We start from the raw sequence: 21717 nt of genomic DNA, 5'->3' as shown, positions 1-21717 counted from the left end.
CCGGTGGGGTCGCGTTATGACTTTTGGGTGAGCAGTTCTTTCCAGAGCATTATTTTGTGGTTTTAGCAGCGAAATCTTGCAAAAGAAGAAAATCGCGAAGCAAATAAAAAGTACCTTGACCTTGCCTTATTTTATAAATAATACGTATTCACCTAACCCTGGTGGGGATTCTCAACAAATATATATCGACTATAAATAAATGAAAATCGCGAACGCTTGCTAAAAGAAATTGTATCTTAGTGTAATTAAAATGCCGCAAAAGCCATTCAATGCACCCAACCCCGGTGGGGCAAACGTGACAAAATGCGTAAGAAACTTCAGGTCAGCAAAATTTTCAAATCTGCCCTCTGCTATGGCAGAATGCACCCAACCCTGGTGGGAGTATTAAGACCAAAGAATTGCCGTAATGCACCCAACCCTGGTGGGGGTATCAGAGCCAAAGATTGGTTGGAATGCACCTAACCTCGGTGGGGCTAAGAGGGCAAAAAGGATGGTGGAATGCACCCAACCACGGTGGGGGTATTAAGACAAAAGATTGGTTGGAATGCACCTAACCTCAGTGGGGTAAGAAGGCAAAAAGGATGGTGGGATGCGCCCAACCACGGTGGGGGGTATCAGAAAGAAAAGCTGTCGTAATGTACCCAACCCTGGTGGGGGTGTCAGAGCAAAAATTGGTTGGGATGCACCTAACCCTGGTGGGGAATATTGGGAAAAAAAAATCTATAAGCCTTTTTTCTAAAGGCAGAAAAATGAGCGAATGCACCCAACCCTGGTGGGGAATTTAAGCTTAAATGAGCTTAAAAACGAGAGATTGGCGCTATTTAGAGCCAGAGAGATACACCCAACCCCGGTGGGGAAGAAGTAATATATTTTTATTTGCAGATGCAAGCTTTATCTGGTGGAATGCACCCAACCACGGTGGGGGTGTCAGGGCCAAAGATTGGTTGGAATGCACCTAACCTCGGTGGGGGTAAGAGGACAAAAAGGATGGTGGAATGCACCCAACCACGGTGGGGGTGTCAGGGCCAAAGATTGGTTGGAATGCACCTAACCTCGGTGGGGGTAAGAGGACAAAAAGGATGGTGGAATGCACCCAACCACGGTGGGGGTGTCAGGGCCAAAGATTGGTTGGAATGCACCTAACCTCGGTGGGGGTAAGAGGACAAAAAGGATGGTGGAATGCACCCAACCACGGTGGGGGTGTCAGGGCCAAAGATTGGTTGGAATGCACCTAACCTCGGTGGGGGTAAACAGTGCCAGGGAGGGAAAAATGCACCTGACTCTGGTGGTGATTATATGGCATAATGAGTGCATTGATGCACCTAACCTGGGTGGGGGAGTTTTATCAACTGGAGCTAAAGCAAGGGCTATGAATTCCCTTACCAGAGGTCAAATAATTGTACAATTGGCGTCACGTGAAATGCACCTGAAAGCCCCAAATTGTCGCCTTTAGGGGCTGGAATGCACCATACCCCGGTGGGGAAAACAGAAATTGAGGCAAACATGCGAGGGAAAATGTGCATAAACGTGAAAAGACCTTTATAGACAGAAGCACTATCTAACCTGTTTAGCTTATATAGGAGTGGTCTGTTGGGATACAAGTGGGAATGGCCAAAGAGAGGTATGGCAGTTTTAGCATGAAACTAACGATAAAAGCGAAGAGGGTAACTGGAAACGCCTGTCAAGACATTTCCAGTTGCCCTCTTCGCCTTTATTGCAAAAAGGTTTTCTGCTTTATTCTTTCTCTTTTGGTACTTCGCGAGCGCGTACACGACGCGGGCGTTTTTTCTGTGCGCTATTAAGGGCCTGGTATTCCTGGATCAGCTTCAACGGAGGAAGGATCTCCCAACGTGACGCTAGCCAATCTTTACTCCAGCGCGCCTGCTCTTTATTGACTTCAGTCAGGCAAATTTGCTTACCCAAAATTCCCATTTGCTCCAGTTTGGAGAGGGATTTCTCGATGGCTGGGACGAAGCGCGTTGTCATGTGGCGTTCATCAACCTCGACCATACTGGAGGCGAGCAATTCTGACATGGTAATTGGCGCGCTAAAGTTGCCTTGTTTAGCCTGCTCGCGCCAGCGTTCAGTCATGTAGAGAGCGATACGCAGTGCATAGCGATCATTTTGTGGATTGAGCTTGAAGATCTGGCTATCGATCTCAGCGAGATAGTAGTTCTGATGCTGCTCATAGGTACTGATCCAGTCGCCGGGCGAAACCAGGAAACCGATGATAATCTTATCATTTGTTAATGTCTTGCGGCTGACAACCGAGTAGCGCATATAGGGGCCATCGACCTGGATAGGCACGGCCTTGCCACGTACCGTGATTGTACAATTGCCGCGCACATTACAGGATGCCAGCAAGGTCAGGTCCTGGAGCACGCGGCGTTTCTGCTCGGTGCGATAGCCATCGGTATAGCGCTTATTGGCGCCTGGATGCGCGACGCGGCTATGCTTTTGTAGCCCCTGCCACTGAAGGATCTCATCGAGGAGAACAGGCACACTGCCATTTTTGGAGACGCGATCATTATGGCGACGAATATTCCATAGGCCAAGGACGATACGCGCCGTTAGTACTGTACTCTCGCTCAACTGGCGAATTTGTTTTAAGGCCTGGGGAATCTCCAGTGGGCGTTCGGGTGTGCCGAGATAGACCTCAAGCGTATTGGAAGCCAGGTAAGAGATCTCACCATCGCCAGGACGCCACATGCTTTTCTGAGCCAGCGAGGCTTCACGCACAGCCTGGTCGGGCCGGTAATTTGTAACCTTGAGGTTCTCCATCACATATGGAGTAATACGATCAAAGAGGGAAGACTCATGTTCAATCTCGCCGCCTTCGAGAATGGTCGCGAGATATTCCGTGGCCTCCTCCTCTGTCATATAGTCAGTGACATCGGCAAAGGTCTGATCAAGCAGAGCTTCTAGTTCAGTATCGTACTCATCTTCCTCGTCCTGGGAAGTGAGGTCAGCGTCATCAGCATCTTGTGGAATCAGGCTAAGTTCTGGCTGTTTGTGTTCCTCCATAAGTGTCTGCGGTTGGGTCCTACTGAGCAAGAGCCTTACCGCAAGCCTCCTTTTTCTGTGCTGAACGTGGCGGCGGAGTTAGCCACTACGAAGCGGCGTTCACGATTGCTTTTCATAGTATACCATGAGAGCGTATGGACGGAAACGCGATAAAATTCTTATAGCCGAATAGTAAGCCCTGCTCCCAAGAGCAGGACTCAAGTAATGAGCATGCTATACTGATTATGGTCTATTCATTTGTACCAAGAGATTCGGAAGAAAATTATGCTCGATTTAACGCAACCTGAACATAACCTACGAGCATATATCAAGGCTCGTGCGTCCCTACAGCCCGAAGAGATTGTATTCTGGTGGAGCGGCAATATCTATAGCGTCATTCCTGGGCAGAAAAATCGCCTCCTCTTCAAGATTGATGGCTACAATATTGGTCGCTGTGTGGAGGTCGAGGGAGGGTACCAACATCTCATGCGCGAGGTTACATTCTACAAAAATCCCTCCACGGGTGAGATTCTTGAGCGCTGGTCTAACCCCTTTACCGAAGAAGATGTTCCCGTTGTGCATGTCTGGAATGATCCTGTCAACCAGACGTACCTGCTCAATGGTCCTTATGGGCCATTTATGATGCCAGCGCTGTCTGTAGGTGAGGATCGTCTATGCCTGGCTCTCGATATAATGCTGGCCTATCCCTCGCCACTGCCACGCGCACAATATCCCAAATACTCGCAGAGCGATCTCTACCAGGGTGCAGAGCTTTTTCAGTTTTTTATCAGCCGCCGGGACGTGGAGAACGATGAGCTTGCCTCCATTCCCTGTGAGATCTCCTGGACGCGCCTTGGTCCCTGGCTCCCCTGGATGGCGATGGCGGATCGCCCGGGCAATCTGCTCTACCAGTGTGCTGGCTGTAAGATAGCAGGTGGCTATGCAGCTCTTCCTGAAGATGTACGCGCCTATGTTGAGCAGCATCAGCCAATCTACATGCAGGCCCCCACAGAGTTTACACGCCCCAACGAGACCTCCTGGACGTATTTCAAGAAATACCTTGAGAGCCGGAAGTAGACGCGTACGCAAGTAGCGTCGGTTGGATTGCACCGTGTCTAATCCGTTATGGATGCCGAATAATAAGAGAGGAGTCGTCACATGCAGGTGGCAACACCTCTCTCTATTATCTGTTAGCCATGCTGAGAGATAAGCTTGTTCAGTGTTTGAACCAGTAGGGGGCCAGTTGTACTTAGCTCGGCCAACATTGTTGCTGCAAGGCGCTGGAGGACATCCTCTCCTTTGAGAGTAAGCTGCACGAGGACGCGCCGTTGATCGACAGTGTCACGTTTACGCTCAACATATTCGCGTTCGACCAGGCGATTCACGAGTTCAACGGTGCTATGATGCTGAATTTGTAGGCGTTCGGCCAGGTAGCCTATAGTTGGCTTCTGTTGCTGGGGCAGACCCTTGATGGCCAGGAGGAGTTGATGCTGCTGGGGTTCCAGGCCCACAGAACGCGCCATTTGTTCACTAAAATGAATATAGCGACGAATCTGGTAGCGAAACTCGGCCAGTTCCCGATAATCGGAAAGATGCAAATCGTTATTCATATTTTCTGCCATAGTAAAACCTCTATATTAACGAGGAGTGTAGGATATGCGACCTATTTTGTCAAGCAATGCTATTGATGAGAAGTTTCAGCTACACGTCTGCTATAATGAAAGATACTTCCTGGATAAAATTATGCGCCGCGCGATCTTGTTCCAGTAACCTGGAGGCCAGGTAGTCGTGTGAGGCGTCTAGTTGTGCTATGTATTTATAGATAAATATAAAACAGCTGTGCAAAGCTTTCATACTCTAGAGGATATATGCAAGGGAGAAAGATTATAAACAAGGGGCGAGGCCCTTCTATGGCGCTTGGCTTGTTTTTGTGCCTGCTCGTGCTCGTGCTTGCAGGTTGCGATCAGCAAGATAACACTCTGGATGGACCGAACGCGCCTCTCGCTGTCAACCAGCAGACAGGCGTTTTTCCCGCGGTGGGAGAGAACAGCCAATCAGACTTTACCAGCCTGGACCCGGCACGTGCGAGCGATCACGCCTCAGCCCAGGTAATAAGCATGGCTTTTACTGGCCTGGTAAGCCTTGACAGCCACTTACAAGTCAAACCACAGCTCGCAGAATCCTATACCAGTAGCGATAATGCTCTGACCTGGACCTTTAAGCTCAAGCCTAACCTCAAGTTTAGTGATGGCACGCGCCTGACCTCGCAAGATGTTGTGTATAGTCTGGATCGAGCTTTACAGCCCTTGACGGCCTCGTCGACAGCCTCGACATTTCTTGGCTCCATTAAAGACGCGGACAAGTTGCGTAGAGGAGAGATACAGACCCTCATTGGCGACAGTCTCCAGGCGCCCGATGCGCAGACCGTGATTATTCAACTGGCGCGACCAGATCAATCTTTCCTCTCGGCTTTGACGAATGGTTGTGCCTCCGTAGTTAAGAAGCAACTGATTGAGAAATACGGAAGCGCCTGGACGGATCATGTTAATGAGGGCGGTAGCACAGGCCCCTGGGTGATAGCACGCTCTATCAAACAGGCTACGCGTTATATCGTGCTGATTCCCAATACCTACTACTATGGACCCAGGCCTAAACTGAAAAAGGCCATCGTGACTTACTATATCAATCCTCAAACGGTCTATCGTGCTTATGAAGCCGGCCAGATAGATATTGCGCCTGTCCCATCTAACCAGATTGGACGTGCGCGCGCCCTACCCGTGGGCGAACTGCACCAGGTACCTGGACTTACGATGTATTACTATGGCCTGAACTACCTCACGAGGCCCTTTGATAACCTTAAGGTGCGCCAAGCCCTGGCACTGGCCATTAATAAAGATGTCCTGGCGCACGATGTCTATAGCGGCACGATGCTGGCTACCAACCATATCGTGCCAGCGGGAATTCCCGGTTACACGCCTCAATTGAGCGGTCCTGGCGGTGTTTCCAGCACGAAGGGCGATCCCCAGAAGGCACGCCAGCTTCTCGACGAGGGCCTGCATGAGGAAGGGGTGACGCGGGACATCTTCAAAAATGTGAGCTTTGAGGTGTTTAGTGGCATTCCCTCTGATGTGAATATCAAGAGCGAGTACAACTCTATTCGCACCATGTGGAAGGACTTTCTGGGTATCGATGTCAAGATCAACGATACCAGCGAAGCCAAGTACTATAGCGATCTACAGAATACCGTAAATAATGCTAAAGGCCTGGCTATCTGGCGTTTGAGCTGGAATATTGATTACCCCGATCCACGCGCTGTTCTCTCGTCACAGTTTGGCCAGGGAATGTCCAATAATATTCAGAACTATGGACAGAACAACGCCTTAAATGTGGATCAGCAACAGGAGACGCAGCGCTTACTTACCCAGGCTGATGCTGCCACCAACCAGCAGCAGCGCTATCAGCTCTACGCCCAGGCTGAGCAGCGCTTGGTCGACGATGTGGCCTGGCTTCCCCTTTTTCAAGGAGTGAAGAGCACGGTGGTTAAGCCATGTGTGCAGGGCTGGACCGATAGCCCACTCGACCAGGTCGCGCCCGACGATTGGGCTAAGATCTCCTTGAGCAGTAATGTCAGTTGCGCACATAATGTGTAGCAACTAGTCAATTGATGTTAAAAACACGGGAGCATCCAGCTACAAGCTGGATGCTCCCGTGTTTTTAACATCAATTTCTTAATTGAGCATGTTGCGGATGGTGAGGCCAGAGCGCTCCACGACTGGACCCAGGGCGCGTAGTAGGATGGGGCCAATGATGATCGTTACCACAATATTCGAGAGCGACCATACCAGCCAGCCAGGTAACAGCGTGCTCGCGGGAGCCGTGCCCGTGGCGACCAGGATGAAGTTCCCATAGAGTCCACCAAGGATATTGTTGGGGAGGACCGCGCAGAGCACGAAGAAGATAAAGCCGCGCACCGTCAGGACGTCCTTACCGATGGAGCTAACGCCGAAGCGAGGTGCTAGCAGGCGGTAGAGAATCATTGGGAGACCAAGCTGGATCAGGTCCACGGTGCCGAACCAGAGCGCCACTGGCAGCGGTAAGGGCTGGGGTGAGAGTAGGCCTGCTCCCAGGAAATTGCCCAGATAGGCAATCACAAACGCCCAACCACCAAACCAGAGCGCGAAGGGAATACCAAAACCGATCGCAATAAAAAGTGCCGAAACCAGGGTGATGCCTGAAGGAATCGGAATGGAGAGCCAGGAGAGCACCGTGTAGACCGCGGCGGCCACTGCTACGGCTACCAGTTGTCCCAGAGCTGGCAGGCCAGTGTAGCGCAGCGTATAGCTTACACGTGCAGGACGAGCCTCTTCTGTGTAATCAGCGGGAGCGTCCAGGCGGTTCTCGGGCATCGCGTCTTCCATAAAATACGTGTCCTTTCCTTTGGTAAGATGGAACACTATCAGATACCAAACTACAGAGAGCCATATCAAGATTGATATCGAGGTCTATATATATTAACACTCTTTGAGCGAATATTTCACTCTTTACTTTGGTGATGTAAAACCATATGTCGTAATGTGTCGATCTGCGACATAACGGTGTATGTGTTTTCTGCTATGGCTGGCATTTGCGTCTGCCAGTCTTTCTGGCATAGCTCGCGGACCTCCTGGATAAGCGCCGCTTCATCGAGCCGCGTCAGCTTACCATGTTCGACCACGGTTTCGCCATGCACGATGACTGTCTCGACCGCTGAACCTGGCTCACAGTACACCAGGTGCAGGTAGGGATCGCGCAGCGGTAGGAAGGCCATGCTGTTCAAGTCGAGCATAACGAGATCTGCCAGCTGCCCCGGCGCAATCTCGCCCAGCTCTGAGGCGAGGCCCAGAGCTGCGGCCCCGCCAGTTGTGCTTGCCGAGAATATCGCCGCCGCGCCAGGCCACTTCTTATAGTCTAAACGTGGATAGTTGTGGAGCAGGCCCGCTAGCTTGAGCACGCTAAACATATTCTGGTTATCATTGCTGGCGGAACCGTCGCAGCCAAGCGCTACGCTTACCCCCAGGTCGAGCGCGCGCTTGAGAGGGAAGCGCCCGCTGCCCAGGCGCAGATTACTGACTGGATTGTGTACGAGCGTAGCCCCTGAGCAGGCGATACGCTCCAGATCACCAGGCGCCAGCCAGATGGCATGCGCTAGCGATGTTCCGGGGCGCATAATATATTGATCGGCGAGATAGGCAATACCTTCCTGTCCCAGATACTCACGGATCACTTGCGCTTGTAGAGCTGTCTCGACGGCATGAATATGCATGCCTGTCTCGTAACGCTCGGCGAGCAGGTTGCAGTGCTCCAGGAGCATCTGGCTGCACCAGTGAATACCACTTGGGCCAACCAGGCAGCTCAGGCGACCAGAAGAACTCTGGTGCCAGCGGGTGATGAACTGCTCCAGGGTCTCCAGTTGTTCCTCAATAGGAGGCCAGAGCTCGAAGCGATCCGTAAAGGGATGCTCAGGGAAGTGCAGGCCTCGTTGCAGGCCACAATCCAGTACCAGGTCCTGATCTTCAATAGAGGGAGCGACGGCTGCGCGGATGCCTACATCTTCATATGCCTGCATGACTGCGTCAAGAAATGGTTCTGAGACGCCCGAGGGAGTCCAGAGGTGATCGAGAACGGCGGTTGTGCCAGTTTTTAGCATTTCGAGGGCGCCCAGAGCCGCACTCAGATAAGCCATGCGTGGTGTCCACTCAAAGGTATTGCCAAAGAGAGGCACCAGCCAGAGTTCAAGCGGCAGCGAAGGGGATGTCGCCTTGAGCACGTTCTCCAACGAATGCGTATGGGCGTTGATCATCCCAGGGATGGCCAGGCGGTCCTTGCCACTTATGACCTGGTCGAGCCGTAAGGGATTATAGGAGAGTGAACCAGACGGACCAACCTCCTGAATCCGCTCGCCAACAATGAGAATATCCTGGTTCGTGAGTAGGTGTCCTGGCTGGTTGGGTGCAAGCACACTACAGCCCTGTATAAGAATATGCGGTAGCTCATTAATAGAGGTAGAGTTACCAGGTTGTTTATGAATATGTGGTACATCATGTGCCAACTCTAGTTTACGCATTCCATGCCTCGTTTCTGGATTTCTAGATATTATGGTAAAGCGCTATGCCTCTAGCTGTTCCGCGCGCTCATAACATTCCAATGCCTCCTGCCTGCGTCCCATGACGTCGAGGACTGTGCCTCGATTCGACCACGCTTGCGCGTCGTTAGGATTGAGCTGCAAGGCCTTTTCATAGCCTGAGAGGGCATCTTTGTACTCTTCAAGCGCGAAGTGGGCGTCTCCTAGGGCGAGCCAGAGCGTTGAACGATAGTTATCCAGGGCCAGGGCCTGGCGATAGGCGCGTACAGCCCCGGCGTAGTCGTGGGCGGTAAATAATTTATCTCCCTTTTTCTCCCACTCGTCAACAGGTGAGGAGGGAAGTGAAGCGGCAAGATCATAGTTCATCATCTTCTGGTACTGCTCAATTTCTGATGACGAGGGCGCGCTGCCAGGAAGAGTCGATGGCAGATAGCGATTGTCTGAAGTAATAGCTCGTACCTGCGCTGGCGAGCTTCCCCGCTGATAGCTAGCATAACTGGAAGCACTCGTGGCTAGGGGAGCATGGACTGGATTGCTGCCTGACGTGGCCTTAGAACTTTGTGAAAGCATGGGGTTGCTAGTACTGGTGGGGAAGGCCGTCCCCGAGGTGGAGCGTAACTGTGGTAGCAGCTCGTGAAGAAAGGCATCGACGCTGGAGAAGCGGCGTTCTGGTAGTGCCTGCGCAGCGTTTCGTACGACTGGCAGCGCCTTCTCATATTCTTCAGAGGAGAGCAAACGCGTGAAGAGCAACTCGCAGACCTGCGCCAGCATATACTGATCGCTGGCAGGGGTAACCGCTCGCCAGAAGTCTTGCCAGTGGCCGATTTGCGCTCCTCTACGTACCACGTCCTGTAGCTCGGGGGCCAGGTAGGGTTCAAATGGAGGGTGTAGCCGCGCCAGGCCAAAATCCGCGATCCAGAGGCGATCGCGCCCATCGAGTAAGATGTTGCCCGGCAGGAGCGCGCCATGCACAAGGTTGCGTGCATGCGCGGAACTGAGGGCCGAACCTATTTGCTGGATAAGCGTCACCAGGTGGTTACGTAGCGAGATTCCACGCGCCTTTAATGCCTGTTGTGCTTCGCTCTTCTCATAGTATGCGATAAACTGTGTCAGGTTAGCATGGGTATACTGGCACAGCGTGAGCAGATACTGGTCCCTGGCGCTATATTTTGTTATCAGTTCATGCAAGGGCCTGCCAGGAGCCTGTTGGCCGTTTGGTTGCCAGTGTGTGCAGCTAAAGACGGGCAGGATAGAGTGATGGTTGAGCGCGGCAGCGGTCCTGGCCTCCTGGCGTGCCTCCTCCCACAATGGCGTACTCATAGGATCAGGCGGAAACAGCTTGAGCACGACCTGCTGTTTGGAGCGTGCATGGATAGCGAGATAGGCATGACCGCCGCGCCCACTGCCGAGAAAACGCTGTACCTGGTAAATACCCAATTGCGCGCCTGCCGCCAGGTGGCCGCAGAACTGGCAAATCATCTCGCCCGGCTGCATTGGATGCGTCTCTTGCCCCAGACAAGAATACATCGCGTTTTCGCGAACACCTGAGGAGCGAATGCCGCTCGTATGCCGTTGATAGGGGGAGCTATGCTCCAGGGTTTCCCTGGCATACTGCTGCGAATAGAGTTGTGAGTCCGCCTGATCCCTACGCGAGTCCATCTCGACCGACCTTTCTGCGCACTGCCCAGCAACAAAACAGGATGCTCGGGGGTAGTTTTTGCCTCCTGTACAAGGAGGACCTACCCCCGAACTGGCTACTTACTGCTCGTCTGTGTTACGACGAATACGCTGATATGGATTATAAAGACGCTGTGACTTACCATTGAGCGGCTGGCTTTGCTGAACACGTTCGCTTGCTCCCGCCTCTTGAGCACGTCTCGACGGAGTCGGCGCCTCTAGTTGATATGCCTGTGGCATGGAGATAGGCGTCAGTGCCTGGGCGTCGATGTTCTTGCCGAGCAGGTTCTGAATCTGTTGCTCCATCAGATCCAGCTCGCGTATGACGCGGTCGAGGAGCATACGCTCAAAGTTTACCTGGGCCTGCTCCTCAAAGAGGGGCGAGCGGCGAACCTCGTAGATGGAATCTCGGAAACGACGCATCAGGTTGTTTAAGGTCGAGAGACTGCCCTGTTGGCGACGCTGCTGGCTATCCTGCGAGCGCTGTAAATGACTGAGACCAAGGAAGAGCGCGCGCAGTTCGGGATGATTCACCGGAGGCTGATTATTTGGCATAACTGGTTTGCCCTGTGTCAGGCGCTCGATCCCTTGCTGGAGCGCGCGACAATCCTGTACCAGGCGATCATAGCGCGAGCCGCGTTCTGAGAGCGAGCTTAGGCGGTCAAGCATCAGGTTCAGGCTGATAGCGATTGGGAGCAAGGGTCCAGGAACCGTGGGTGCGCGAGCCGCGATATCGCCCCTGGCTACGCGTGCATGCACCTCTCTCAAGAGTGTAATGCCCTCTTCGAGCACCTGTTTATCCTGTGCGCTACGCGAGGCCTCGTCCGCTTCACGACGCGTCACCTGGAGCTCGCGGCGCGAGATAACCAGCTCGCCGCGCATCTGCATGGTCAGGCGATTATTCTCAATCAATGTCAGCGCCTGGCGTACGATGATAATGAGTACCAGCCCGAGGGCAACCAGGTCAGCCTGCATTAGAATCTGGCCACCTTTAGGGGCCACAACCGTTAGCAGCAGGGCACAGGTCAGGAGGATCAGGATAAAGGGCGCGATGGCCTGAGCGATACCTGCCGTCTGCGAGTTCTGGTTGCGCGCAGAGAGCGAGGTTGCCACAATACGAGCGTTCTGTGTATTGGCCTGCTGCACCTGTCCGCGTGCGATACTTAGAGGATATTCGATAGCGGCCAGGCCAATGAGGGCCATACTCAGCGGCCAGAGCACGTCCTGCAAGGTGCCGGTGTTGAAGCTGAACGAGAGCGAATAGTAGGCGAGCAGGCTATCTGTCACAGCCAGGCAGAAAAGGCCGAGACAGAGGCGCATAAAGACAGACTGCTGATCGCGATTCGAAAGTGGACTGAACATCAGTAGCGCGCCGACTGCCACCAGAAAGAGATCGCCTGTCGGAAAATAGACCGAGAGAAAGGCCGCGCCCTGACTTGGCTGTTGAGCAAGGCTTGCGATCAAGGGATTGAGCAGGAAAAACCAGGAGATAGCCAGCGCGGCCCCGATAACCGCCAAAGCATCGAGCAGGAGACGCACACGCCCCACTGCCGCTTTATTACGCCGTGTGAGTAGGAGTGTGCCGAGCAGGAAGAAGGGATAACAGGCGACGAAGCCGATATCATAGAGGCCAGGAAAAGGCACATCAGCGGAGTTCATGCGTACATCATAGCTGGTCCAGACGGCCTGGCCACTGGCGTAGAGGGCGATAGCGATGGCCAGGCAGGTCCAGGCCAGGAAGGCGCGTTGAGCGGCCTGGTAGGTCGCGCGGGCCTGCGCCGTCTCATTGGGACTATGCTTCCAGGCCTCTTTCTGTCTTAGCTCCTGCTTGAGCTGGCGCGTGACACGCTGTAGACGCAGGGCGACGCGTACACAGAAGAAGAGACCGATGCATTCGCCGGCAAATTGCATGATATCAGAGATGCTCTTGAGTGTGAAGCTCTTGCCAGGCACATTTCCCGCCAGGATCATGACGATCAGGAAGAGCGCAAAGGCCAGGGTAAAGCAGAGCACAATCCAGAAGCCATAGCGCTCGCCCCAGGTATCGCGAGCCAGGGCCTCGCCAGTAAAGGTAAAGCTCTGCCCAAGAGAGCTTGCCGCCTTGTTGTCTGGCGCATTGAGCGACTGCATAAAGCCAGCACCAGATGCTTGATTAAGTACTCCTAGTGGGCGCGAATTGGCAAATCGAGCCGAATCTTGGTACGAAGACATACTTACCTACTCCACTTCTCTCGCTGTCTACCTCTTCAGACGGACAGCCAGGCGCTGAACTGGCAATGCCAGGTGAACCAGGAAATGCCATACGACATATTAATGGGCATGTTAGTGAGCGATAGGTCCAGGTGTTTGTGTGTATGTGTCATGTGAGCGCGGGTCGTGTCGATCTAGTCGATCTATATACAAGGGCGAGAGGCGTTGTCCGCGAATGGCGTTTAAGCGCGATTGTGTGTTGCTACTATATGTCTCGAAGGCCTGGTCTGGGTGACCCGTTTCATCTCTTGAGAACCTGGAGGCGCGGGTTGTGGGCATTATTTGTGTACTCATATGCGCGGAGCCACGTGGGGGAAGCCAGAGTACTTGGTTATATGGATCTTGTAAATCAAATTGCGTTTGTGGCTTGTGAATCACCTGGCTGGATGCGGATGAAAGAAAATACCAGCGTCCCAGCCACGTGCAGAGGAAGCGGTCAAGCCCAAAGGGATAACCCGCGTTTCCGACGATGAGGCCAAGAAAGACCAGGGTATACGTCAGCATCGCGCCGGGGCTGATGACGTTATAAGGCAACATAAAGCCTTCAGCCGTCGACCAGAGAAAGAGCGAGAGCACAATTCCCACCAGGCAGATCGCATTGGTCAGGGTGCCTGCCAGCAGACCTAGACTGATGACTGTCTCTAACAAGGCGATAAGGCCGGAAAAGAAGGCAGGATTGATGCTAAGGATGGACAGCCAGAGGTGTATCCAGCTCTGAATGAACGTGGGCTGGCCAGGCAATGTCGCCACGGCGTGTGCCGTCATCGCTGTGAGGAAACCAGGCTGCCAGGCAAACCAGGCATTGGCCAGCCAGGTGAGGCCGAAGCAGACACGAATGGCGTTGATCCCCCGCACCCGCCAGAGCTGCAACTGAAACACGAGGTTACTCCCTTCGAAAACACAGCCAATCCCCATCGAATAAGGTACTAATGCCCCGCAGCCAGGGCGGGAGAGCCGCGCGCTATGACCTCCCATAGCGACTGCTCTCTACCCCCTTGCCGCGTCTTATACCACGCGGCCTTGCTGCCTGGCATACCTTGTAGGTAACTAGCGTCTTCTACCGTGCAACAGAGTGTCTTCTGCATTGTGCGCGTGACTCTTGCATCTCCACCCATCGATGAAGAGTCATCCGTGAGAACGGAGCTCGCCCTGGGTCGCAGTCCAGGTGAGCATGAACGCGAACAAACGTGGAAGCTCTCTCTCGCTTGAGGGCCTGGCACAGTATCCCTACGAGAACGCAATACGTTGACAATACTCCGTAAGCACCTATCTCTGCGCGAACAAGGAGACAGGCACTCTTTTGCACTGCACCTGGATGAAGTATAGGGTGTTCGGCTTCTTGTTATCTCCTAGCTGTCTTCTCATCTTTATCGTGCCTGCGGCGCGGGTAATAAGGGTATGGAGCGCGGGCGAAGGCTCGCGCTCCATACCCTTATCGATATTGGGGGTTATATAGTATGATGGGAAAGGCGCGAGCCTTCACCCGCGCTCCATACCCTTATTTAACAGGCCAGCTTGAAACCTGCTATCTTTTCTTTGCGGATAAGCCATCAAAATCACTAAACTCCCCTATATGCTGCGGTGGGGCAAGGCCGCAGGCCTTGCCCCACCGCAGCATATAACCCCTGCGAGCCACGTAGTGGCGAGAAGTCTTCAGTAAGACATTACAAAGCTTTTGGTATAAGCTTTGTAATGTCTTATACCAATCTTCTGTATAAATGCAACGCACATTTTTTATAAATTTTTTATACTTTTCGCTGGAATTGTGCTTGGAAATGTGTTACTCTGGAGAAGGACGATGTTTCATTTGTTCCGAGGTTTGTACTTGTTGCGTCACCGCAATAGCGAGCGAACTGGGTGGGTTGCGGTGGCGCGGCAGGACAGCCATACTTTATAGTTGATTGGCCATTGGAGCTTGCTCACATGCCATAGCACCTCAAGAAAAGAACACCGCACTAATAATAGTTGGGGGAGGGAAGAAGAGTAGGGAGGGAGATAACCACGTGTAAAACCACACCTGGTGTTGTGAAGCGCATACATTTCTTGTGAACCGATACCTGCCAGCCCGGGGTACCGGCAGGTATATGCACCGCGCGTAGAAAGCTAGAAATGGAAGTAGCCTGTATAGACTTTGTACTACAATGTACGTTCCTAGTCGAACAGCATACGATTAAATTTCCGCGCGTCTCCGATTTGGCATATACATGAGTATATAGCCAGTTTCTAAAATGGATGAAATCTCGATGCCGAAGGAGCGTGTTTTGATACGCGTGCGCGAGAGCACATTGCGCACGGGACGCATCTCCTGGTCCCACACACCTGCCTCTTGAGCCTCTTGCAGGCGTTCGCGACACCGAGCAATGGTCGTTTCAGTGACACGGCCACTGGCGAAACTGGCGAGTAGCACTTCATAGGGACAATAATACGGGTAAGATTCCAACAGGGGTAGCAGGACGCAGATCTCGCTGGTGGTAAATTGCTGTTCCATCAGCATATGTGGGCGATCCTGTTCACAGACTAGATGGGAAAGCGTGCCAAGTGTCGTGTTCAACGCAAGCGTATGGCCAGGCGGCAGAAGCCCCTGTAAGGAGAAGTGCATTACCTCCTCGTCGATGTCCTGTATATAGCTCATCGGCGTTTTAACCTTGCGCAGGGACACTTTTTGCATACTGGTGCTCCTTGTCTGGGTGGTAGTGCTTACAATCACATGTAAAGCGGCGAAGGATGCATCTTCTGCTCCCTTGTGCTATCGATAACAGCCCGTCATCGATATAGCAATTGTTCAATCTCTCCTCGTTCTATATTCCATCCTCCTTTCTGCTGGCAGACATCCAAAAATTGGACGCCCTTGAAGCTCATAAGACGCTCTCCATAAAACTATCAAAGTAATGTATTCAACTACACATTACCTAATTGAACGTTATAAATCAAGGCTTTTTCGCTTTAGTCTATTTTCTGATTAACACATGTTAAAAATGTTGTATAAGATACGGTGTGGAACTGCCTGTGATAGCTCCATACCACATACCTTTCTCCTTGTGAGCACCGTAGGCGCGAAGGCTCGCAGACCTTTGCGAGAACCTGTTATACTGCCATATGAGCTTTGCAAATACATCTATTTCTGCTATAACTGAGCAATAATACCTTGTTACGGAGAAGGTTGGAAAAGATGCAAGAACGTTTAGCCCAATTGCAGGACATGCTCTGGACCCACATCCCTATTACCAGACAGCTAGGCCTGAAGGTCGACAGCTATGATGGCCAACGCCTCTGCTTTACCGCGCCCCTGACCGCTAATGTCAATCACGCAGGCACCGTATTCGCCGGTAGTTTAAATGCCCTTCTCACTCTAACTGGTTGGGGTATGACCTGGTTGCTTATGCAAGAGCTGGAGCTAGCTGGAGAGATTGTCATTCAAGATAGTAGTTGTCGCTATCTCGCACCTGTGACGCAGGATTTCGTAACCATATGTGCTCGCCCACAGCAGCAGAGTATTGAACAGTTCGCGCGTATGCTTCGCAGGCGAGGCCGAGGACGCCTGGAACTCAAGGTTGATATCGTGGAAAGCACAACCACTGTTGTCTCCTTCACCGGTCGCTATGTGGTATACAACAATGGTGAGCAGCATAACCCCAACTCGCCCTACAATAGTAACCTGATCTTCTAATAGCTCCTTTGCCTGTTCCACACTAATTTCCTATAGTCTAAATTTGTCGGTTACAGGCGGTGGAGTTTTAAAAAGCGGCGGTGTACGTAGCAAGGGGGAGGCTTTCTTAAGTCTTGCGAGGTGTGCCCGGGTCCACACTGCTCGCCTGGTTAGAAGATAATAGCTTGCGCAGTAGTCGAAGAGGAAAAGCAGGCCAGGGAGATTGATAAGCAGGAGCAGAACCAGGACAAGCTTAGGATGAGCGCCGAAGAAGACATTTGCCTGATTATGATCATATACCAAGGCCACGATATCTCCCGTGAGCATGCCAGCGAGGATGGCGATAGCCTCTCTCAATGATGGCCTGGCGTCTCGCGGAGCACGTGCGAGACGCCAGTAACTGATACCAAGGGGCGTAACCACAAAGAGCAAGATGCAAGCAATTGTCAGCAGCACTAGAAATAGCTTTACGTCGCCAGGGATATGCATATGTACGAACCCTTCCAGCCACCATCCACAAAACCCATATTTCTATCCAGTATAAGCGTCGTAAGAAGCTGCACATGCTAATACAGCATTATTATGAATGCTATGCTAGTGGCTCTCTGAAGTCCTGGCCTCGACGTTGGCTATGAGCGTATGAATATGCTCAAGCGAAAGCTCCGTCAGCGAGTTGAGTTGCAAGCTGGCCCCGGCAAAGTCGAAATGCCTGGTGAGCTCATTGGGGATGACCACGCAGAAGATGCCTGCGGCTCGCGCGGCGCGCATGCCATTGAGCGAGTCTTCAAGGGCGATTGCCTCATGTGGTTGTGCTCCCAATTGGGTCAGCGCTGATTGGTAGACATCGGGCTGGGGCTTGGCATGCTTCACCTCGTCACCACAGGCGATGGCATCAAAGTAGTGCAGGAGATTCCGCTCTTTGAGATGGCCTGTGACCCAGGCGCGTGTAGAGCTTGAAGCGACAGCGAGCAGGAGACCTCGCTCTTTTGCCTGGCGTATAAGCGCCTCGACCCCCGGAAGCACAGGTTGGTTGGCGATTAGCTCATGATGCCGCTTCATGCGTTGCATACGCAGGATCTCGCGATCAAAGCTCTTGCCGCTCTTCTCTTCCAGGTAATCATAGGGATTGAAGGGGCTGGTGCTGGGTCCGGTACCAACCAGGGGCAGCCAGTCCGTAAGTGCAAAGGTGACGTTATGCTCCTGATAAATCTCTTGCCAGGAAGTGAAATCTGGCATCTCAGTATCAATAACAAGACCATCAAAATCAAAAATAATTGCTTTTAGCATATGTCTCTTCCTAAATATATATTTGACTTTATCTGATTTCCTCATCCATCATATAACACAGGGAGCGAGCAGACCAGGTTTACTCCAGCCACCGGGTCATAAAGTGCCGCTCATGCTCTTCAAACCCCAGTCTGCGATAGAGGCGATGTGCCCCAATGTTCTCATGTTCCACCTCAAGATGAAGAGCATGCATGTCCATTTGCTTACAGATCTCCTCTATAAACTTGATCGTTTGCTCGCCAATTTTCTTGCCTCGATACTGCCCACCAATAAATAGTTCGTCAATCAAAGCGTCACGCCCATGCATTTCGATGCTATAGCCAAACGTCAGAATTATATAGCCTGCGGGCTGCTGATCATAGTGGATAAGCCAGATGCGCCCATAGTCAGGCTTCTGAAGAAGCTGCTCAACAGCGGCGAGCTTGCTCTCATCTAGAGAGTAGTTAAAATGAGTATAGAACTGGCGCATAAACCCTGTCAGGATATCTAGAGTATCGAGGGTAACCAGTTGAAAAGTCACAGCTAGCATGCGAAAAACCTGCTTCTACTAAGTATGTTTCAAACGAATATCGCCAGGATATCTATGCTTCATCGTATCATACCTCTTTGCACCCCACCAATAAAAAGGGTCAAGATCTATTTTATTCTATAAGATGAAGGTAGTAGAATTGGCTGAAAGCGCTTGTAACGGCAACGAAGTATGGTAATATATTTGAGGTTGAAACTGTGTTGGCTAGTTTGTATGGGTCAAGGTGGATGGAGACTGCGATAAACGAATTAACTTATAATGGGCGCGTGCGGCGCTTGCGCGAGCTGGCTGAGGCGGCGCTTGCCTACTATGATATCGGAAATGCGCGTTTAAGTTTGATTAATGCCGGTGTGGATACCCTCTTTCAGGTCGTTGCCCAGAGGCGTGTCTTTAATGAAGATAGCTTGAGCATGCATTTGGAGAAGGCGCGGTATATCCTTCGTTTCTATGGCCATGAGGAGGTGAGCACAGAGGCAATTCTCTCAGAGCTACGCTGGCTGCTTGCCTTGCGACGCGATACTGAGCTACTCGTGCCAGAGCCGGTCTTCATGCGCGACGGCTCGCTGCTGATCCAGGTATGTATTGCCGATATTCCTGAGACACCACGCTGTGTTCTCTTTCGTTGGGTAGAGGGGCGCTTCGCCGAAACCTTGCTTAGCCCTGGTCGACTGGAGCGGGCGGGTATGTTTCTGGCGCGCCTGCACCAACATGCGGAGAACTATATGCTGCCCGCTGACTTTGAACGACCACGCTGGGACTGGCAGGAGTTAGTCAAGCCTGAGTTGACCGAGGTTGGTGGCAAGGCCAAGCTCTCGGGACGCGATGCTGCGACCTTTGCCGTTCTCTTTGAGCAGATAGAGGACATGCTTAATCAATTGACAACAAATAAGACAGCCTATGGATTGATTCACAGCGATTTTCAGCCTACTAATTACCTCTTCTATAAAGATGAGGTACGCGCCATTGACTTCGAGAAATGTCAGTTCGGCTACTATCTCTATGATATGGCGATTGCACTCCTCTGCCTGCAAGGTCGCGAAAATGAGGCGGCCCTGCGCGATGCCTTCTTTAATGGCTATGCCCAGATTCGTGTCCTCCCTGATCATTACGAAGAACGCCTACGCCTCTTTACCGCTATCCATATGCTTGAGCCACTCTTAGGCGCGATGTGGCCGCGAGGTGTCCCAGCGCGCTCCGCGTTTGTGCGCGAGATCAAACAGGCCGCTGAGCAGCTGCGTGCATACTTGCATCTTTAACCATAAGCAGCGCGCCGTTGGCACGCAGCCACATCAGGCCTTATAGAAACTGCTCGATGCGCTGACGTACTTCCTCAGGTGTAAGTTCGAGTGCTGCATTGTATTGTTCTAATGTGCCGTAGCGATGTAAGAACTGGCGTGGAACACCAATAGCCTTAACGCGTGTAGGTATGTCTTCTAGCGCCGCGCTAATATCTGGTACAAGCGCTCCCTCATAGTATGGCTCGACCACGACTATCTCTCCCTTGCCAGCGTGAGCGCGCAGAGTCTCTTTATCGAAAGGAGCGACAGTTGTACAGTAGAGCAGCGTTACATCCAATCCCTCGACCGCTGGAAGCACGTACTCCAGCGAAGGGCCAACCGCGATCACCGTTGCCTGACTTCCCCGTTTGATAACCTTGAGCTTTCCAAACTCGATATCCAGATGTTCGTTGTGCTCAGCGACTGATGTGCGATAGTATGTGGGCGAACCATTAGCATACGCTGCTTGCAATAATTGATCTAATTCGTGAGCCGTACCAGGAACCACGATCTGCATGCCTGGAAGTTGCATGAGCAGGGGAACATCTGCAGGCCCATGATGTGTCGAACCGTCGGTGCTATAGTCGTAGGAGGCACCAATGCTGAGAAAGTTACCACCCAGTCCCTGGTAACAGAAGTCATCTTTAAGCTGTTCAAGTGGTCTTTCAACCAGGAAGGGCGTAATCGTGTGTGCGAAGGGAATAAAGCCTTCCAGGGCAAAGCCCGCGGCAACGCCGATCATGCTCTGCTCCATAATGCCAAGGTTTAGTGCGCGTTGAGGATAGCGCTGCAAGATAGGTGCGAATTGCGTGGCGCTTACCGCAGCCAGGATCAGGGCCGTACGCTCGTCTCGCTCGAATAATTCGGCTATTGTGGCGACCATCTGGTCGCGCATACTTAATTTCTGTGTTGTTGCCATTCTTCTTTATCCATTTCGCTCTAGCGCTTGTTTCTTCTGCTTCTCAGATAGTAAGTATTTGTATTTGCTGCATTAGCTCACCGGGCGATATCAGCAATGATTACATGCGGTTGCGTGGTAGCGGTCATGCTTAATGCCTGGTAAAGCTGCTCGTGATTACGCCCATCAACGTTGGTAGCTTGCCAGTGGAAGGCGCTAAATTTTGTTTCCAGATCGCTAAAGTTGTAGAGGCTGGAGTGGTTGTTTACCAGGATACAGGTCAGATTTGCCAGGTTAAGCTGCCCAGCCAGCATTACCGCTTCCCATATACTGCCTTCATTACACTCTCCATCGCCGATGAGTACGAAAACGTGTTGCTCACCTTTCTTCGCGCGTAGCGCCAGGGCCACTCCTACCGCCATAGGTAACCCATGCCCCAATGAGCCAGTAGAGATCTCTACCCCCGGTACTTGCTGGCGGTCAGGATGTCCCCCTAAAATCCCCTCCCACGTCCCAAAGCGTTCCAGTTCCGTGGTAGGGAAGAAGCCCTTCGCAGCTAGAATGGCGTATAGAGCTAATGGTCCATGCCCCTTGCTGAGTAAGAAGCGATCGCGTTCTTTTGCTTCTGGCTTGTCAGGGACATAACGTAAAACACGGTCATACAACACCCAGAGTATATCGAGTGTAGAGTGGGTGCTGACATCGTGTTTCTCATCACCCACGGCCATACGCATGAGTTGCTTTACCTCATCCAATGCGGTTGATGTTGTCGTATCCATAGCATTTATCCTCGCTTTCATGTGCTTGAAGTGTAGCGCACATAGACCCGTTGCATATATGGTCTGAAGGGCAGATTATTCCTGTCCCATCGGACAGTTTAAGCGTTTGCTCCGTAACAGATAGGAAACAACGTACCCTATTGTTAGGATATTTGTGTTTAAATGCGTGTAAATGTATACTAAGAACAGTATGGTAAATAGGAGTGCTTTAAACATTTCTATACACCTCATTGTAAGATGTATGGATGCT

Annotated in this window: 17 protein-coding genes; 4 read left to right on the top strand and 13 right to left on the bottom strand. The window is 52.0% G+C overall.

Features of this window, described 5'->3' with window-relative positions; all coding sequences use genetic code 11:
- Nucleotides 1-1734: 1734 nt before the first annotated feature.
- Nucleotides 1735-3024: a hypothetical protein gene (locus KTE_RS43775; protein WP_201393364.1), complete on the bottom strand. Its 1290-nt coding sequence runs from the start codon at nucleotides 3022-3024 to the stop codon at nucleotides 1735-1737.
- 264 nt (nucleotides 3025-3288) lie between these two features.
- On the opposite strand from KTE_RS43775, the gene KTE_RS43770 reads away from it, so the two are divergent.
- On the top strand, nucleotides 3289-4080 hold the full coding sequence (locus tag KTE_RS43770; RefSeq protein ID WP_201393362.1) for a DUF1838 family protein: 792 nt from the start codon (nucleotides 3289-3291) through the stop codon (nucleotides 4078-4080).
- Between the two features lie 113 nt (nucleotides 4081-4193).
- Here KTE_RS43770 and KTE_RS43765 read toward each other — a convergent pair whose 3' ends face one another.
- Nucleotides 4194-4625, bottom strand: a complete 432-nt coding sequence (locus KTE_RS43765; protein ID WP_201390930.1) for a MarR family winged helix-turn-helix transcriptional regulator — start codon at nucleotides 4623-4625, stop codon at nucleotides 4194-4196.
- Between the two features lie 288 nt (nucleotides 4626-4913).
- Here KTE_RS43765 and KTE_RS43760 point away from each other — a divergent pair, with 288 nt between their 5' ends.
- Nucleotides 4914-6653: an ABC transporter substrate-binding protein gene (locus KTE_RS43760; RefSeq protein WP_201393359.1), complete on the top strand. Its 1740-nt coding sequence runs from the start codon at nucleotides 4914-4916 to the stop codon at nucleotides 6651-6653.
- A 78-nt stretch (nucleotides 6654-6731) separates the two neighbouring features.
- Here the strand turns inward: KTE_RS43760 and KTE_RS43755 are convergent, their stop codons facing one another.
- The 6 genes from KTE_RS43755 to KTE_RS43730 all read right to left on the bottom strand — a co-directional run bounded on the left by KTE_RS43755 (nucleotide 6732) and on the right by KTE_RS43730 (nucleotide 15719).
- Nucleotides 6732-7421 carry a hypothetical protein gene (locus KTE_RS43755; protein ID WP_201393357.1) on the bottom strand — a complete coding sequence of 230 codons (690 nt, stop codon included), beginning with the start codon at nucleotides 7419-7421 and terminating at the stop codon, nucleotides 6732-6734.
- 116 nt (nucleotides 7422-7537) lie between these two features.
- Nucleotides 7538-9106 carry an amidohydrolase family protein gene (locus KTE_RS43750; RefSeq protein ID WP_201393355.1) on the bottom strand — a complete coding sequence of 523 codons (1569 nt, stop codon included), beginning with the start codon at nucleotides 9104-9106 and terminating at the stop codon, nucleotides 7538-7540.
- Between the two features lie 42 nt (nucleotides 9107-9148).
- Nucleotides 9149-10783 carry a protein kinase family protein gene (locus KTE_RS43745; protein ID WP_201393347.1) on the bottom strand — a complete coding sequence of 545 codons (1635 nt, stop codon included), beginning with the start codon at nucleotides 10781-10783 and terminating at the stop codon, nucleotides 9149-9151.
- Between the two features lie 99 nt (nucleotides 10784-10882).
- Entirely contained in the window at nucleotides 10883-13012 is a 2130-nt protein-coding gene (locus KTE_RS43740; protein ID WP_201393346.1) for a hypothetical protein, read from the bottom strand.
- A gap of 111 nt (nucleotides 13013-13123) precedes the next feature.
- Nucleotides 13124-13930 (bottom strand): hypothetical protein, encoded by an 807-nt coding sequence (locus KTE_RS43735; protein WP_201393344.1) that lies wholly within the window; start codon nucleotides 13928-13930, stop codon nucleotides 13124-13126.
- A 1291-nt stretch (nucleotides 13931-15221) separates the two neighbouring features.
- A complete protein-coding gene (locus tag KTE_RS43730) occupies nucleotides 15222-15719 on the bottom strand; it encodes a hypothetical protein (protein ID WP_201375643.1) in 498 nt (165 codons plus the stop codon).
- A gap of 501 nt (nucleotides 15720-16220) precedes the next feature.
- Between KTE_RS43730 and KTE_RS43725 the strand changes: the two genes are divergently transcribed.
- The gene (locus KTE_RS43725; protein ID WP_201393342.1) at nucleotides 16221-16718 is read left to right on the top strand and encodes a YiiD C-terminal domain-containing protein; all 498 of its coding nucleotides are present in this window, start codon (nucleotides 16221-16223) and stop codon (nucleotides 16716-16718) included.
- A 30-nt stretch (nucleotides 16719-16748) separates the two neighbouring features.
- On the opposite strand, the gene KTE_RS43720 is transcribed toward KTE_RS43725, so the two are convergent.
- The 3 genes from KTE_RS43720 to KTE_RS43710 all read right to left on the bottom strand — a co-directional run bounded on the left by KTE_RS43720 (nucleotide 16749) and on the right by KTE_RS43710 (nucleotide 18513).
- Complete coding sequence (locus KTE_RS43720; protein ID WP_201393341.1) at nucleotides 16749-17186, bottom strand: hypothetical protein; 438 nt, start codon at nucleotides 17184-17186, stop codon at nucleotides 16749-16751.
- Between the two features lie 105 nt (nucleotides 17187-17291).
- A complete protein-coding gene (locus KTE_RS43715; protein ID WP_201393340.1) occupies nucleotides 17292-17984 on the bottom strand; it encodes an HAD family phosphatase in 693 nt (230 codons plus the stop codon).
- Nucleotides 17985-18063: 79 nt separating this feature from the next.
- Nucleotides 18064-18513: an N-acetyltransferase gene (locus KTE_RS43710; protein ID WP_201393338.1), complete on the bottom strand. Its 450-nt coding sequence runs from the start codon at nucleotides 18511-18513 to the stop codon at nucleotides 18064-18066.
- Between the two features lie 227 nt (nucleotides 18514-18740).
- Here KTE_RS43710 and KTE_RS43705 point away from each other — a divergent pair, with 227 nt between their 5' ends.
- Nucleotides 18741-19769, top strand: coding sequence for a phosphotransferase enzyme family protein (locus KTE_RS43705; protein WP_201393335.1), 1029 nt, complete (start codon nucleotides 18741-18743; stop codon nucleotides 19767-19769).
- Nucleotides 19770-19809: 40 nt separating this feature from the next.
- Here the strand turns inward: KTE_RS43705 and KTE_RS43700 are convergent, their stop codons facing one another.
- A complete protein-coding gene (locus tag KTE_RS43700) occupies nucleotides 19810-20709 on the bottom strand; it encodes a transketolase family protein (protein WP_201393332.1) in 900 nt (299 codons plus the stop codon).
- Between the two features lie 77 nt (nucleotides 20710-20786).
- Nucleotides 20787-21467, bottom strand: a complete 681-nt coding sequence (locus KTE_RS43695; RefSeq protein WP_201393331.1) for a thiamine pyrophosphate-dependent enzyme — start codon at nucleotides 21465-21467, stop codon at nucleotides 20787-20789.
- Between the last annotated feature and the right edge of the window lie 250 nt (nucleotides 21468-21717).

Source organism: Ktedonobacter sp. SOSP1-85 (assembly GCF_016587415.1).
In the GTDB taxonomy this organism is placed as follows: domain Bacteria; phylum Chloroflexota; class Ktedonobacteria; order Ktedonobacterales; family Ktedonobacteraceae; genus Ktedonobacter.
This window is presented reverse-complemented; position numbering and strand designations above follow the sequence as displayed.